Origin of the sequence: Bradyrhizobium sp. CIAT3101 (assembly GCF_029714945.1) — a bacterium.
GTDB lineage: Bacteria > Pseudomonadota > Alphaproteobacteria > Rhizobiales > Xanthobacteraceae > Bradyrhizobium.
The window spans coordinates 4,379,044-4,393,230 of sequence record NZ_CP121634.1 but is presented as its reverse complement, the minus strand read 5'-3'; the positions used below and the strand labels follow the sequence as shown (position 1 = coordinate 4,393,230).

General features: G+C 63.9%; 15 protein-coding genes. 3 read left to right on the top strand and 12 right to left on the bottom strand.

From position 1 onward, the window contains the following. Positions 1-62: 62 nt before the first annotated feature. Genes QA645_RS20680 through QA645_RS20670 form a run of 3 tightly spaced genes read right to left on the bottom strand, consistent with a single transcriptional unit; the run spans position 63 to position 991 of the window. Positions 63-365, bottom strand: coding sequence for a hypothetical protein (locus QA645_RS20680; RefSeq protein ID WP_254131716.1), 303 nt, complete (start codon positions 363-365; stop codon positions 63-65). Between the two features lie 42 nt (positions 366-407). Beyond that, positions 408-596, bottom strand: a complete 189-nt coding sequence (locus tag QA645_RS20675) for a hypothetical protein (protein WP_254193898.1) — start codon at positions 594-596, stop codon at positions 408-410. Continuing rightward, entirely contained in the window at positions 593-991 is a 399-nt protein-coding gene (locus tag QA645_RS20670; protein WP_283052682.1) for a hypothetical protein, read from the bottom strand. The genes QA645_RS20675 and QA645_RS20670 overlap by 4 nt, the downstream gene beginning before the upstream one ends. A 694-nt stretch (positions 992-1,685) precedes the next feature. Here QA645_RS20670 and QA645_RS20665 point away from each other — a divergent pair. The 3 genes from QA645_RS20665 to QA645_RS20655 all read left to right on the top strand — a co-directional run bounded on the left by QA645_RS20665 (position 1,686) and on the right by QA645_RS20655 (position 5,255). Next, positions 1,686-4,118, top strand: a complete 2,433-nt coding sequence (locus tag QA645_RS20665) for a PAS domain S-box protein (protein ID WP_283052681.1) — start codon at positions 1,686-1,688, stop codon at positions 4,116-4,118. Further along, entirely contained in the window at positions 4,115-4,780 is a 666-nt protein-coding gene (locus QA645_RS20660; protein ID WP_283052679.1) for a response regulator transcription factor, read from the top strand. The genes QA645_RS20665 and QA645_RS20660 overlap by 4 nt, the downstream gene beginning before the upstream one ends. A gap of 88 nt (positions 4,781-4,868) precedes the next feature. Beyond that, positions 4,869-5,255, top strand: coding sequence for a response regulator (locus QA645_RS20655; protein WP_254131721.1), 387 nt, complete (start codon positions 4,869-4,871; stop codon positions 5,253-5,255). A 51-nt stretch (positions 5,256-5,306) separates the two neighbouring features. Here the strand turns inward: QA645_RS20655 and QA645_RS20650 are convergent, their stop codons facing one another. The 9 genes from QA645_RS20650 to pdhA form a co-directional block, all read right to left on the bottom strand. Beyond that, positions 5,307-6,278, bottom strand: a complete 972-nt coding sequence (locus tag QA645_RS20650; protein ID WP_283052677.1) for a tripartite tricarboxylate transporter substrate binding protein BugD — start codon at positions 6,276-6,278, stop codon at positions 5,307-5,309. Positions 6,279-6,365: 87 nt separating this feature from the next. After that, on the bottom strand, positions 6,366-7,607 hold the full coding sequence (locus QA645_RS20645) for a threonine synthase (protein WP_254131723.1): 1,242 nt from the start codon (positions 7,605-7,607) through the stop codon (positions 6,366-6,368). Positions 7,608-7,775: 168 nt separating this feature from the next. Next, positions 7,776-9,197 (bottom strand): dihydrolipoyl dehydrogenase, encoded by a 1,422-nt coding sequence (gene lpdA, locus QA645_RS20640; protein WP_254193903.1) that lies wholly within the window; start codon positions 9,195-9,197, stop codon positions 7,776-7,778. Positions 9,198-9,214: 17 nt separating this feature from the next. Next, positions 9,215-9,418 (bottom strand): hypothetical protein, encoded by a 204-nt coding sequence (locus QA645_RS20635; protein ID WP_309143701.1) that lies wholly within the window; start codon positions 9,416-9,418, stop codon positions 9,215-9,217. Positions 9,419-9,464: 46 nt separating this feature from the next. Then, complete coding sequence (locus QA645_RS20630; RefSeq protein WP_283052675.1) at positions 9,465-10,823, bottom strand: pyruvate dehydrogenase complex dihydrolipoamide acetyltransferase; 1,359 nt, start codon at positions 10,821-10,823, stop codon at positions 9,465-9,467. 62 nt (positions 10,824-10,885) lie between these two features. After that, on the bottom strand, positions 10,886-11,338 hold the full coding sequence (locus QA645_RS20625; RefSeq protein ID WP_283052673.1) for a nucleoside deaminase: 453 nt from the start codon (positions 11,336-11,338) through the stop codon (positions 10,886-10,888). A 2-nt stretch (positions 11,339-11,340) separates the two neighbouring features. Next, positions 11,341-11,643 carry a DUF5076 domain-containing protein gene (locus QA645_RS20620; protein WP_254131728.1) on the bottom strand — a complete coding sequence of 101 codons (303 nt, stop codon included), beginning with the start codon at positions 11,641-11,643 and terminating at the stop codon, positions 11,341-11,343. 3 nt (positions 11,644-11,646) lie between these two features. Then, on the bottom strand, positions 11,647-13,029 hold the full coding sequence (locus QA645_RS20615; protein ID WP_283052669.1) for a pyruvate dehydrogenase complex E1 component subunit beta: 1,383 nt from the start codon (positions 13,027-13,029) through the stop codon (positions 11,647-11,649). Between the two features lie 29 nt (positions 13,030-13,058). Continuing rightward, the gene (pdhA, locus tag QA645_RS20610; protein ID WP_254193906.1) at positions 13,059-14,081 is read right to left on the bottom strand and encodes a pyruvate dehydrogenase (acetyl-transferring) E1 component subunit alpha; all 1,023 of its coding nucleotides are present in this window, start codon (positions 14,079-14,081) and stop codon (positions 13,059-13,061) included. Positions 14,082-14,187 lie beyond the last annotated feature (106 nt).

Genomic DNA, 14,187 nt, shown 5'->3' with positions numbered 1-14,187 from the left:
CGCGGCGCAAGGGCTGGACGGGTGACTGCGGCCGACGGTTCTGCGCAGCCGGCATCGTGGGGTTAGCCGTCACCTCCTTCCATGGTCAGAAGGTCGTGCGCGCGCAGATAGACCTCAGTCAGCGAGCGCGAGAGCGCGCTCATCTGCATCATCAAGCTCCAGGCCGAAATGGCCGTGAGCACCGATATCGCCTCGAGCGAACCGCGGTAGGGAGCGAATATCCCCATGGTTGCCTGCTGCCGGTAGCAGTCATAGTCGCAATAGCGCGCCTGCATCGACGCATGCCGGAGATAACTCGCGCCCAGCGGCCGGGCGCAGGCGCTACAAGCGGCGCCGGGGCGAGGTGTTTCCTGGTTGACGAGCATGAATCTCAAAATCGTGTCCTCTGTTGCCGCCTCGGCCGGTTCTCAAGACGCCGCTCGCGCACGCTCCCCGAACGGCACCAAGGCTTCGTGATGAAGCGCGTAGCATTCGTGGTCGCAGTAGGGCAGCAGCGTTCGCACGTCGCGCAAATAGCCGCCGCTGATCTCCTCGCAACACCACAGACAGAACGTCTTGCGGAAAGGGGTCCTGCCGTTCACCAATACGAACCTCACGTGGCACCTCCCAGCGCGAAGCAATAGACCGTATCGACCAGCGAAGCGGATGGCGGCGGCGCGCAAAGATGGTTGCGGCCGTCGGGATTGTCCCTGTTTCGCTCGACTTTCTGGACCGGGACCAGGATGTATTTCCCGTCCTCCCGGCGCCGCGCATAAATCTTGCCGTCGACGTAGCGGATCTCGGTCGGGTAGCAATCCGCGCTGTTGCAGCAGCTCATCACCGGATTGTCCGGCATGTGCCAGCTCGAATAGAACTTCTCGTGGACCAGTTCGTCTTGAGGCGGATGGTGGCGATGTGCGGCGTCCTGGCCAGCCTCCTCGGCCTTCACGCCCGTGATCAGGGGAAGCGGCAGCGCGACCGCGAGGAGGAGCTTGCCGACACCGTTCAACACGCAGCCTCCTCGTTTAAAAGTTTCCCTGTGAAGCGGTCTTTGCGGCCCGTTCTCACGCCGTCTGAAATCGGAAGAGCCAACGCCGGTCTTGCTCACGGCGCTCCCTGAAATGGTCTAGACATTTCCTCGAGCAGAGCGGCGTTCGCCAGGAATAGTATCGGATCAGGCCAAACTTCCCTGCACAGACGGCACATCCCTGTGCGTCAGGACGGCGCTCGGAGTGTTCGGACCTATCGCACATCATCCTCTCCTCTTGGCCTCTCGTGGGTCCTCGTGCACTGAGGCACGGTCACCACGGTCGTCACGGAAAATGCGGCTTCTCAATCGCGACCTGCCAATTCATCCGGCAGGTCAGAGTGGCGGAGGCAGAGCTCGGCTCTTTGGGTGCAACACACCGAGCATCCCGGCAATTTGTGCTCCGCAATCGACTCCTCTCGATTGGACTTACCCTAGGCCGCGTGCATCGGATCGCTCAATTGTACGGAGGTAAATGCACGCTAGAACTAGGGATGCGCGAGCTATACGTAGGTTTGTCCCGTAGTTTTCCGGACCCACGCAACGAGACGGCGCAAGGTGCGCGAGCTGCACGGCCGCCGCGAGTTTTGTGCAAGGTCCGACTTTGGCCGGAGGGAATTGCCCCTGTTGTGGCAAAGTGCTCTACTCGCATTGCCTACAGCGCGCCGGGACGGCTGCGATGATGTCTGGCCAGATCGCAAAACTTGGGAATTCGGCCGCACAATTCCTGCTCGGCGGCCTCGCGGCGCTTCGATCATTCGGCAGCGGCGAAAAGGCCAAGGCCGCGCATGGAGAAGACTCCCGGCAAGACACCGATCTGCGCGACGCCATGAAGCAATGGCGCGAGGTGTTCGAGCACAATCCGGTCATGTACTTCATGGTCGACCCGACCGGAACGGTCCTCAACGTGAACACGTTTGGCGCCGCACAACTTGGCTACACGACGGCCGAACTGATCGGCCAATCCGTGCTGAACGTCTTCTTCGAGGAAGACCACGACACCGTCCGCCACTGCGTCGCCCTGTGCCTGGAGACAGTGGACCAGCCGCACACCTGGGAGATTCGCAAGATCCGGAAGGATGGCTCGGTCCTCTGGGTCCGTGAAAACGCGAAGGCCATGTTGCGCGGCGACGGCAGGCCCATCGTGCTGGTCGCCTGCGAGAACATCACCCAACGCAAGGAGGCCGAGGATGCGCTGCGGCGAAGCGAGGCCTATCTCGCCCATGCTCAGGAACTGAGCCACACCGGCAGTTTCGGCCTCAACCTCGTGACGGGCGAGGCCGTCTGGTCAAGGGAGACCTTTCGCATCTTCCAATGTGACCCGGCGACGAAGCCGACCCTTAACTTCGTGTTTCAGCGCATCCATCCGGACGATCGCGACAGGGTCAGACGGACCCTTGATCGGGCTTCCCTCGAAGCGGAGAATCTCGACCACGAATATCGCCTGCTGATGCCGGATGGATCGGTCAAATATCTCCATTCCGTGGCGCGCGCGGTGCGACACCCATCCGGGCGCATCGAATTTGTCGGGGCCATCACCGATGTCACGATTGCAAAGGAGGCGGAACAGAGGCTGCGTCGCAGCGAGGCCTATTTGGCCGAAGCCCAGCGCCTCAGCCATACGAGCAGCTGGTCCTGGGACGTGCGCCGTCAGGAGTTCGCCTACAGATCGGCCGAGCTTTACCGCCTGTTCGGATTTGAACCGGACCAGATCGACCTCCCGGCACGGGATTTCCAGCAGCGCATCCTGCCTGAAGACTTTCGGCGGATCGCCGAGGTGGAACGTCAGGCCGTCCGGCAGCGAGAGCCCTTCCAGATCGACTTTCGGATTGCGCGTCCGGACGGCTCGATCAGACGCGTCCACTCGGAGGGCCATCCCGTCATCGGCAGCGACGGCGAGGTGACGGAAATCATCGGCACGCATGTCGACGTCACCGAGCAGGTCGCCGCCAAGGAGGCCCTGCAAAGGGCTTTCGACGAGCTAAAGACATCCGAGCAGCGATTCCGCGACTATGCCGAAACCGCGTCGGACTGGTTCTGGGAGACCGGGCCGGATCACCGTATCACGCACATATCGGAACACGCTGATACGTCCTCCGCCGCGCCGACGGGATTGATCGGCCTGACGCGTTGGGACATTCCGCCCGATGCCGAACTCGAGCCCGAGAAGTGGGAGCAGCATCGCCTGGCGCTCGATGCCCATCTTCCGTTCCGCGATCTCGTCTACCGCAGCAGAGATCTCAACGGACATCCCATCTATGTGCGCACCAGCGGCAAGCCGTTCCACGATGCAAGCGGCAGTTTTCTCGGCTATCGCGGCGTCAGCAGCGACGTGACGGCGGCGATCCGCGCCGAGCAGGCCGAGGAGGCGTTACGTAAGGCGCAAGCCGAGCTGACCCATGTCACGCGCGTGACGACGCTCGGTGAACTCACCGCCTCGATTGCCCATGAAATCACCCAGCCTCTCGCCGCGGTGATCTCCAATGCGGACGCCTGCATCGGCTGGCTTGGCCGCGAGCCTGCCGATCTGACGGCTGCACGCCGTTCCGCGGAATGGATCGTCGAGGACGCCAACCGGGCCAGCGAGGTGATCCGCCGGATCAGGGCGCTGGCGAAGAAGACCGAGATCGAGGTGATTCCGCTCGACATCAACGAGGTCGTCAGGGAGGCCGTGGCGCTGGTTCGGCGCGAGCTCGCCACCCATGCCGTATCGGTGCGAATGGAGTTGGCGTCCGACCTGCCCAGGATTTGCGGCGACCGGATCCAGCTGCAGCAGGTCCTGATCAACCTGCTGATGAACGGGATCGAGGCCATGCAGGCCAATATCGACCGCCCGCGCGAGCTGGCGATCCGCTCCGGCCATGCGGACGAAGACGGCGATCGCCGCCTGCTCCTCACCGTGACGGATCGTGGCGTCGGCCTCGGCAAGGACGTGACGGATCGTATCTTCACGCCGTTCTTCACCACGAAATCGGGCGGCCTGGGCATGGGCCTCTCGATCTGCCGATCAATCATCGAGGCTCACGCAGGACGGCTTTCGGCCTTCCCCAACGAAGGGAGCGGAGCAACTTTCCAGATCGCCCTGCCCTTGCCGCACAAGGACGCGTCGTGACTGATCATGGCAAGCAAGCGCAGGCGACTGCCGATGAGCCGATCGTTCGGATCGTCGATGACGATCCATCGATGCGCCGCGCGCTCACCAATCTCTTTCAATCGGTTGGTCTCAAGGTCGAAGCCTTCGGCTCAGCGGCGGAGATCATGGAAGCCAAGCCGCCGGCGGTCCCCAGTTGCCTCGTGCTCGACATTCGCCTGCCGGGCTCGAGCGGCCTCGACCTTCAGGCCGACCTCGCCAAAGCCAACATTCACACACCGATCATCTTCATCACCGGTCATGGCGATATTCCCATGACCGTCAGGGCCATGAAGAGCGGTGCCGTCGATTTTCTGACCAAGCCGGTACGCGACCAGGACATGCTGGATGCGGTGCAGGCTGCGCTCGAACGGGACCGCAAGCGGCGCGACGCCGAGAAATCGGTCTCGGGCGTGCGATCCCGTTTCGAGGGCCTGAGCGCGCGCCAGCGCGACGTCCTCAGTCTGGTCGCGTCCGGCCTGATGAACAAGCAGGTCGCCGCCGAGCTGGGATTGGCCGAGATCACCGTGAAGATCTATCGCGGGCAGATCATGCGGAAAATGGGCGCGAGGTCATTGGCCGATCTCGTCAGAATGACCGACGCGCTCGGAATCCCACGCACAAGGGGAAACCTGCAAACCTAAGTATGCTTTCCAATCTCGCTCCGGGGGCCCACTTTCCGGTCGGCGGCCGTGCCACGGCCGGAGGCTCCCCCAATCAGGAGCGATCATATTGTCATTGTCTTCAATTATTTCCGTCATTGATGATGATCCGTCCGTTCGCCTTGCGACGAACAACCTCCTGACGTCGCGGGGATACACGGTCTACACCTTTGGCTCCGCTCACGAATTTCTCCAATCCGGCAAAATCGACACGATCGCCTGCGTGATCGCGGATGTGCAGATGGCGGTCATGAGCGGCGTCGATCTCCTGATGCATCTGCGCGACCTTGGGCATCTGACGCCGTTCATCTTCATGACAGCTTTTCCCGATGATGATGTGCGCGCCCGCGCGCTGAAGGCCGGCGCGATCTGCTTTCTCGCCAAGCCGTTCTCCACGCCGACCCTGCTGCAATGCCTGGAGACGGCGCTCTCGGCGCCCGGAAAGGCCGCGACCTGATGACGTGGCCGCGACCTGGCGGCCACCCACGGCGGGAAACTCCGCGTTGCGTCAATCCACCGTGATGTTGGCGGCCTTGATGATCGGCCACCATTTCGCGATCTCGGCCTTCTGGCGGGCGCCGAGGGCTTCGGGCGTGAGCTGGTCCTGCGGCGTCATCTCCAGGCCCTGGCTTTCGAGCTGCTTCTTCACGGTGGGATCATTCAGCGCTTCCACGGCTGCGGCGTTGAGCCTGGTCACGATCTCCTTCGGCGTGCCCTTGGGCACCCACAGGCCCGACCATAGCGTCATGTTGAACCCCTTCAGCCCCGCCTCCTCCGCGGTCGGGATGTCAGGCGCCGACGACAGGCGTTTGTCATCGGTGATGGCGTAGGCGCGGATGGTGCCGGCGCGAACCTGGTTGATGGAGTTGGAAGTCTGGTCGACGATGACGTCGATCTGGCCAGCGATCAGATCGTTCAGCGCGGGTGCAGTGCCGCGATATGGTACGTATTGCAGCTTGATGCCGCTGACGCTCTCGAAATAGACGCCGGCGATGTGGCTGCCCGAGCCGGCGCCGGCCGTGCCGGCCGTTGGCGGCGATGGCCGCGACTTGAGCCAGGCAAGGAGCTCTTTCAACGAAGTCGCCGGCACCGCGTTCTTGCTGACGACGATCATCGGATTGCTTGGCAGCAGCACCACCGGTTCGAGATCGGCGACGAGGTCGTAGTTGAGCTTGTAGACGGCACCGTTGGCGACGTGGGTGCCGAGATGGCCGAACGAGATGGTGTAGCCGTCCGGCGGCGAATGCACGGCACGCCCAACCCCGATCGAGCCGCCGGCGCCGGTGACATTCTCGATCACCAGGGCTTGGCCGAGCGACTGGCGCATCCGCTCGGCGAGCACGCGTGCCATCGCATCCGACGGGCCGCCGGCCGCGAAGGGCACGATGATGGTGATCGGATGCGACGGATAATCGTCGGCGCGCGCGACGCCGGTGAGAGCGAGAATGCCGATCAGCCCGGCCCAGACGGCCTTCTTCATTGTGTTCTCCCCGACGATGTCGTTTTTGTTTTTATCTCTTCCCGCGTACGGGAAGAGAGGTCGTTCGTGAAGAGACGAAATGACGCGCTAGAACTGCGTGTAGTCGATCGGCTTGTGGCGATCGAGCGTGCGGGTGACCGGCGGCAGCGGATACTTCAAGCCGGTCGCGCAGTTGAACAGCATCACGCGATCGGTCTTGCTGACGCGGCCGTCGGCGAGGCTCTCCTTGTAGGCGGCGTAGGTCGCAGCACCTTCGGGGCACAGCAACAGCCCCTCCTCGCGCGCCACTTCGTTCAGCGCCGCCGAGATCTTGTCGTCGTCGACCGCGATGGCAAAACCCTTGCTCTGCCGCACCGCGCGCAAAATCAAAAAGTCGCCGATCGCCTGCGGCACGCGGATGCCGGATGCGATGGTGTGGGCGTCCTCCCAGCGCGTCGCGTGCTCGGTGCCGGCGTCATAGGCGCGCACCATCGGCGCGCAGCCGGAGGCCTGCACCGCGACCATGCGCGGGCGCTTCGAACCGATGAAGCCGATCTTCTCCAGCTCGTCGAAAGCCTTCCACATGCCGATCAGTCCGGTGCCGCCGCCGGTCGGATAGAAGATCACGTCGGGCACGTCCCAATTGAGTTGCTCGGCAAGCTCGAGGCCCATCGTCTTCTTGCCTTCGATGCGGTACGGCTCTTTCAGCGTGGACGTATCGAACCAGCCAACCTTGGCCTTGCCCTCGCCGACGATCTTGCCGCAATCGTCGATATAGCCGTTGACGCGGTAGACGGTCGCGCCCTGCAGCTCGATCTCGCTGACATTCACCTCGGGCGTGTCGGCCGGGCAGAAGATCGTGGTCTTGATACCGCAGGAGGTCGCGTAAGCCGCGAGCGCTGCGCCGGCATTGCCGTTGGTCGGCATCGCCATATGCTTGATGCCGAGCGCCTTGCCCATCGACACCGCCATGACCAGGCCGCGCGCCTTGAACGAACCAGTCGGCAGGCGTCCCTCGTCCTTGACGATGATCTCGCCGCCACCGAGCTTCTTAGCCAGCTTCGGCAGCCGGATCAGCGGCGTGGTGACTTCACCGAGCGAAACGATGTCCTTGCATTTGCGCACCGGCAGCAGCTCGCGATAACGCCACATGTCGGCGGGGCGCTGCGCCAGCGCATCCTTGGTCAGCGCCTTCTTCACGCCGGCGAGGTCGTAACGCACGAGAAGCGGCTTGCCGGCCTTGGAGAGGTTGTGGACCTGATCGGCCGCGTAATGATCACCCTCCATCGCGCATTCGAGATGGGTGACGAAGGTCGGGCGTTCGATAGTCAGGTTGTCGTTGTCATGCATGGGTTCATTCCCTTTTTGTTGTTGTGATCTGTTTCCCAGTTCGACCCGTCACCCTGAAGTGCCGGAGCGAAGCGGAGGCCTCGAAGGGCGACGAGCCCGGCTGCTCGATCTGGCCGTGCATCCTTCGAGGCTCGCTTCGCGAGCACCTCAGGATGACGGGTTTGATGCTTAGATGTTCAACACCCGCCCGTACGCATCCAGCACGGCTTCCTTCATCATTTCCGACAGGGTCGGATGCGGGAACACGGTGTGCATCAGCTCTTCTTCCGTCGTCTCCAGGTTCATGGCGACGACGTAGCCCTGGATCAGCTCGGTCACTTCGGCGCCGACCATGTGGGCGCCGAGAAGCTGGCCGGTCTTCTTGTCGAAGATCACCTTGACCAGACCCTGGTCCTCGCCGAGCGCGATCGCCTTGCCGTTGCCGACGAAGGGGAAGCGGCCGACGCGGATCTCGCGGCCACTCTCCTTGGCCTTGGCTTCCGTCAGGCCGACCGAGGCGACCTGCGGATGGCAGTAGGTGCAGCCCGGGATCATGTTCTTGTCCATGGGGTGCGGATGCAGGCCCTTGATGGCCTCGACGCAGATCACGCCCTCGTGCTCGGCCTTGTGCGCGAGCATCGGCGGACCGGCGACGTCGCCGATGGCGTAGATGCCGGGAATGTTGGTCTTGCCGTAGCCGTCGATGACGATGCAGCCGCGATCGGTCTTCACGCCAAGCTTTTCGAGGCCGAGATTCTCGATGTTGCCGACGACGCCGACCGCCGAGATCACGCGCTCGAACTCGGTGGTGACGGGCTTGCCCTTGCCGTCGTCGATGGTGGCGACGACGCTGTCGGCCTTCTTCTCCAGCTTCGTGACCTTGGTCGAGGACATGATCTTGATGCCCTGCTTCTCCAGCCGCTTGCGCGCGAGGCCCGCGATCTCGGCGTCCTCGACGGGCAGGATCTGCGGCAGCACCTCGACGACGGTGACGTCGGAGCCCATGGTATGGAAGAACGAAGCGAACTCGATTCCGATCGCGCCGGAGCCGACCACCAGCAGCGACTTCGGCATCCGCTCCGGCACCATCGCCTCAAAATAGGTCCAGACCAGCTTCTTGTCGGGCTCGAGCCCCGGCAGCACGCGCGGCCGCGCGCCGGTCGCGATGATGATGTGCTTGGCCTGATAGCTCCCCTCGCCCAGCGACCCCTTCGGTCCCTCGACATCGGATTTCTTCACGGTGACCTTGCCGGGCGCATCGATCGAGGCAGCGCCCCAGATCACGCTCACCTTGTTCTTCTTCATCAGGAAGCCGACGCCGTCGTTGAGCCGCTTCGAGACGCCGCGCGAGCGCTGCACCACCGCCTTCGGGTCGAACGAGACGTTGTCGGCCGACAGGCCGTAGTCCTTGGCGTGCTGCATGTAGTGATAGATCTCGGCCGAGCGCAGCAGCGCCTTGGTCGGGATGCAGCCCCAGTTCAGGCAGATGCCGCCGAGATAGGATTTCTCGACGATCGCGACCTTGAAGCCGAGCTGGGCGGCGCGGATCGCGGTGACATAGCCGCCGGGGCCGGAGCCGATGATGATGACGTCGAAGGATGTATCGGCCATGGCGGCTCCCGTTCAACTTAAGAAGTTGCGCCGCGGGCGCGGCGTCTGGAAATTAAAAACCTGACCAGCCATTCGAGCGCGACGATGAAGGCCAGGATAGCCAAACCGATGAAGAAGATCGGCTGGGAGATGTTTCGCGAGAGCTGCTCGCCGGAGAGAAACGCGTCGTGGATGACCTCGCGGCCGATCGGGCTGACGAGGATCGCGATCGCGAGCAGCACTGAAATCCAGGGCCATCGCGTCCGCATGCACCTCGCCCTCCCCGCGTCAGACCATCATCATCACGGGGTTCTCGATCAGCTGCTTGAAGGCGCCGATCAGCTCGGCGCCGAGCGCGCCGTCGATGGCGCGGTGATCGCAGGACAGCGTCACGCTCATCATGTGGGCGATCTCGATCTTGCCGCCGCGCACGACGGGGCGCTCCTCGCTGGTGCCGACCGCGAGGATCGTCGCGTGCGGCGGGTTGATCACCGCGGTGAAGTGGCTGATGCCGTACATGCCGAGGTTGGAGACGGCGGTGGTGCCGCCCTGGTATTCCTCGGGCTTCAGCTTGCGCGAGCGGGCGCGCGCGGCAAAATCCTTCATCTCGTTGGAGATGGTCGAGAGCGTCTTGGTCTCGGCCTTGCGGATGATCGGCGTGATCAGGCCGCCCGGCATCGCCACGGCGACACCGACGTCGGAATGGTGGTGCTTGACCATGCCGCTTTCGGTCCAGCTGACGTTGCAATTCGGAATCTTCTGCAGCGCGACGGCCATCGCCTTGATGACGAAGTCGTTGACCGAGATCTTGTAGAGCGGCTTCTTCTCCTTGTCCTTCGGCGCGGCCGCGTTGATCTCCTCGCGCGCAGCCATCAGCTTGCCGATGTCGCAGTCGATCGTGAGGAAGAAATGCGGGACGTTCTGGATCGAGGCGGTCAGGCGCTGCGCGATGGTGCGGCGCATGCCGTCATGCGGGACGATGTCGTAGGAGCCCGGCTCGAACAGCGACAGGATCTGCTTGTCCGACATAGTCGGTGCGATCGAGGGCGCGCCGGCGGACGGCGCCGCGGCGGGCGCCTTGAGGCCCTTGCCGGACTTGGCCTGCTCGACGTCGCGCGCAACCACGCGGCCATGCGGGCCGGTGCCGGTGACCATGCCGACATCGATGCCGGCTTCCTTGGCGATGCGGCGCGCCAGCGGCGATGAGAACACGCGGCCGCCATGGCCGTTGCTCTGTGCGGCGGGAGCAGCAGCCTGCGGCGCCGGAGCAGCGGCGGCGGGCGGCGCAGCCTTGGGCGCGGCAGGCGCAGGAGCGGCAGCAGGCGCAGCGGCGGGAGCTTCAGCGGCCTTGGGCGGCGCGGCCGACGCGCTGGGCTTGGCGGCGCCCGCGGCCTTCACGTCCTCGCCTTCGCCGGCGAGCACCGCGATCACGTCGTTGACCGGGACGTCCTGCGTGCCCTCCGGCACGAGGATCTTGGCGATCGTGCCCTCGTCGATGGCCTCGACCTCCATGGTGGCCTTGTCGGTCTCGATCTCGGCGATGACATCGCCGGATTTGACCTTGTCGCCTTCCTTCTTCAGCCACTTGGCGAGGTTGCCCTTCTCCATCGTCGGCGAAAGAGCGGGCATCAGGATGTTGATGGGCATGCTGACCTCACGAAGAACTTCTCAAAACGTCGTCTTCGAAAGTGAAGACGAACAGACCAGGTTTAGTTGCCGATGTCGCCTTGCCACAGGCGCTCATTGGCAGGGATGGAACGCCAATTCTTCATCATGGTGATGGAGCGATCGTCGGCAAGGTCGATCCAGGGAATCCCGAACTTGTCGAGAATATCCTTGGACCCCTCGAAGGTGACGGATTCTCCGATCACCACGAGCTTGACCTTGAACAAAGCGAGCGCGCCGGCACACATCGAGCATGGCGACAGCGTGGTGTACATGACGGTGTCGTGGAACGAGATCGCACCGGCCTCGCGCAGACAGCTCATTTCGCCGTGCAGGATCGGATTGTTCTCCTGCACGCGGTTGTTGCGGCCGCGGGCAATGATCTTGTTGTCGCGCGCCAGCACGGCGCCGATCGGCAGGCCACCTTGCGCGATCGAGGCCTCCGCTTCGCGGATCGCCTCCAGCATGAGATCGAAATGGTGGGATTCGACAGCCACGGTCAGTGCCCCTTTGCCCGCGGCGTCGTGGTGCCGGTGTCGGTCGGCCGCTCGATCTCGGCCTGAAACATCTCGAGGATCCGGCCGAGCGCGTCCTCCTCGCTGTATTCGCTCTCGCGCGCATAGGCCCGCGCGGCGTGGCGGGCGAGATCGACGAGCAGCAGGCCCCACATGTCGGGCTCCTCGAAGGCACGCTGGAACGCCATCGACAGCCCGCCATCCAGCACGAACACGCGCAGGATCTCGACCGCATCGTCGCGGGCGATGACGTCGGGCGGCAGTGGCTGCTCCTTCGGGCCCGACATGGCCTACCTGTAGCAGACGGCTTTGGCGGCCTCGACGACTTCCGCAGCCGAAGGCAGTGCGAGCTTCTCCAGATTCGCGGCGTAGGGCATCGGCACGTCCTTGCCGGAGACGCGCGCAACCGGCGCATCGAGGTAGTCGAATGCGTTCTCCATGATCCGCGCGGCGATCTCGGCGCCGACGCCGCTCTGGGCCCAGCCCTCTTCCACCGTGACGGCGCGGCCGGTCTTCTTGACCGAGTTGATGATGGTCTCGGTGTCCATCGGACGCAGCGTGCGCAGGTCGATCACCTCGGCCTCGATGCCCTCCTTGGCGAGCTCGTCGGCCGCCTTCAGCGCATAGGTCATGCCGTTCGACCAGGAGATGATCGAGACATGGCTGCCGGAGCGCACGATGCGCGCCTTGCCAATCGGGACGATGAAATCATCGAGCTTCGGCACCTCACCGGTGTGACCGTACAGCACCTCGTTCTCGAGGAAGATCACCGGATTGGGATCGCGGATCGCGGCCTTGAGCAGGCCCTTGTAGTCGGCGGCCGAGAACGGCGCGACGACCTTCAGGCCCGGGACGTTCGAATACCAGGCCGAATAATCCTGGCTGTGCTGGGCGGCGACGCGCGCAGCCGCGCCGTTGGGCCCGCGGAACACGATCGAGCAGCCCATCTGGCCACCCGACATGTAAAGCGTCTTGGCCGCGGAGTTGATGATCTGGTCGATCGCCTGCATGGCGAAGTTGAAGGTCATGAACTCGACGATCGGCTTCAGGCCGGTCATCGCGGCGCCGACGCCGACACCGGCGAAGCCGTGCTCGGTGATCGGTGTATCGATCACGCGCCTGGCGCCGAACTCCTGAAGCAGGCCCTGGGTGACCTTGTAGGCGCCCTGATATTCGGCGACCTCTTCGCCCATCACGAACACGTCGGGGTCGCGGCGCATCTCTTCAGCCATGGCGTCGCGCAGCGCTTCGCGGATGGTCTGGGTGATCATCTCGGTGCCGGCGGGCACCTCCGGATCGGGCTCGGCGACAGCCTGCGGCGCAGGCGCGGCCTTCGCTGCGGGCGCTTCGGCCTTGGCAGCGGCGGGCGCAGCAGCCTCCGCGGCCGGTTTTGCCGGCGCAGGTGCTTTCGCGAGATCGGCCGCGCTCTCACCGTCGGCGAGAATGGTCGCGATCGGCGTGTTGACGGGAACGTCGGCGGTGCCCTCGGCGATCAGGATCTTGCCGAGCGTCCCCTCGTCGGTCGCCTCGACCTCCATCGTGGCCTTGTCGGTCTCGATCTCGGCGATCACGTCGCCGGACTTGATCGTCTCACCCTCTTTTTTCAGCCATTTGGCGAGGTTGCCCTTTTCCATCGTGGGCGACAACGCGGGCATCAGCACTTGAATTGGCATATCGACTCCAAAAGAAAGCTTGCGCGCGTTCAGCGGTAGATATCGGTCCAGAGCTCGGCGGCATCCGGCTCGGGATCATGCTGGGCAAAGTCGGCAGACGCGTTGACGATGTCGCGCACCTCGGCGTCGATCGCCTTGAGATCGGCCTCGCTCACCTTGGCGGCCAGTAGGCGATTGCGCACCTGCTCGATCGGGTCCTGGTCGTGACGGACCTTCTCGACCTCCTCGCGCGTACGGTATTTCGCAGGATCGGACATCGAGTGGCCGCGATAGCGGTAGGTCTGCATTTCAAGGATGAAGGGGCCCTTACCGGCGCGGCACCAGGCCGCCGCCTCCTCGCCCGCCGCCTTGACGGCGCGGACGTCCATGCCGTCGACCTGCTTGCCGGGGATGTTGAAGGAAGCACCGCGCTTGGAGAAATCCTGCTGCGCCGAGGCGCGCGAGACCGAGGTACCCATGGCGTAGCGGTTGTTCTCGATGACGAAGATCACCGGCAGCTTCCAGAGCTCCGCCATGTTGAAGCTCTCATAGACCTGGCCCTGGTTGGCCGCGCCGTCGCCGAAATAGGTGACGCTGACATTGCCATTGCCGCGATAATTATTGGCGAAGGCGAGACCGGTGCCGAGCGAGACCTGCGCGCCGACGATGCCGTGGCCGCCGTAGAAGTGCTTCTCCTTGCTGAACATGTGCATGGAGCCGCCCTTGCCCTTGGAATAGCCGCCGCGGCGTCCCGTGAGCTCGGCCATCACGCCGTTGGCCTCCATGCCGGTGGCCAGCATATGTCCGTGATCGCGATAGCCCGTGATGACCTGATCGCCCTCCTTCAGGGCCATCTGCATGCCAACTACCACGGCCTCCTGGCCGATATAGAGGTGGCAGAAGCCGCCGATCGCGCCCATGCCATAGAGCTGGCCGGCCTTCTCCTCGAACCGCCGGATCAGGAGCATGTCGCGGAGCGCCTTCAGCTCCTGCTCCTTGGTGAACTCCGGGGGCGAACCGCCGTTGGTCTTGTCCTGCTCAGCGCTTGCGGCGGCTTTCTTGGGTGCGGCCATGGGAATTCCGGGTCAGAGAAATCTAGGTCCTCTCTAACCTAACTCAATCGCGTGTGAAAGCACCGCAGCGGCATGACGCGACTTTCATTATGCCGCACTGCAACGT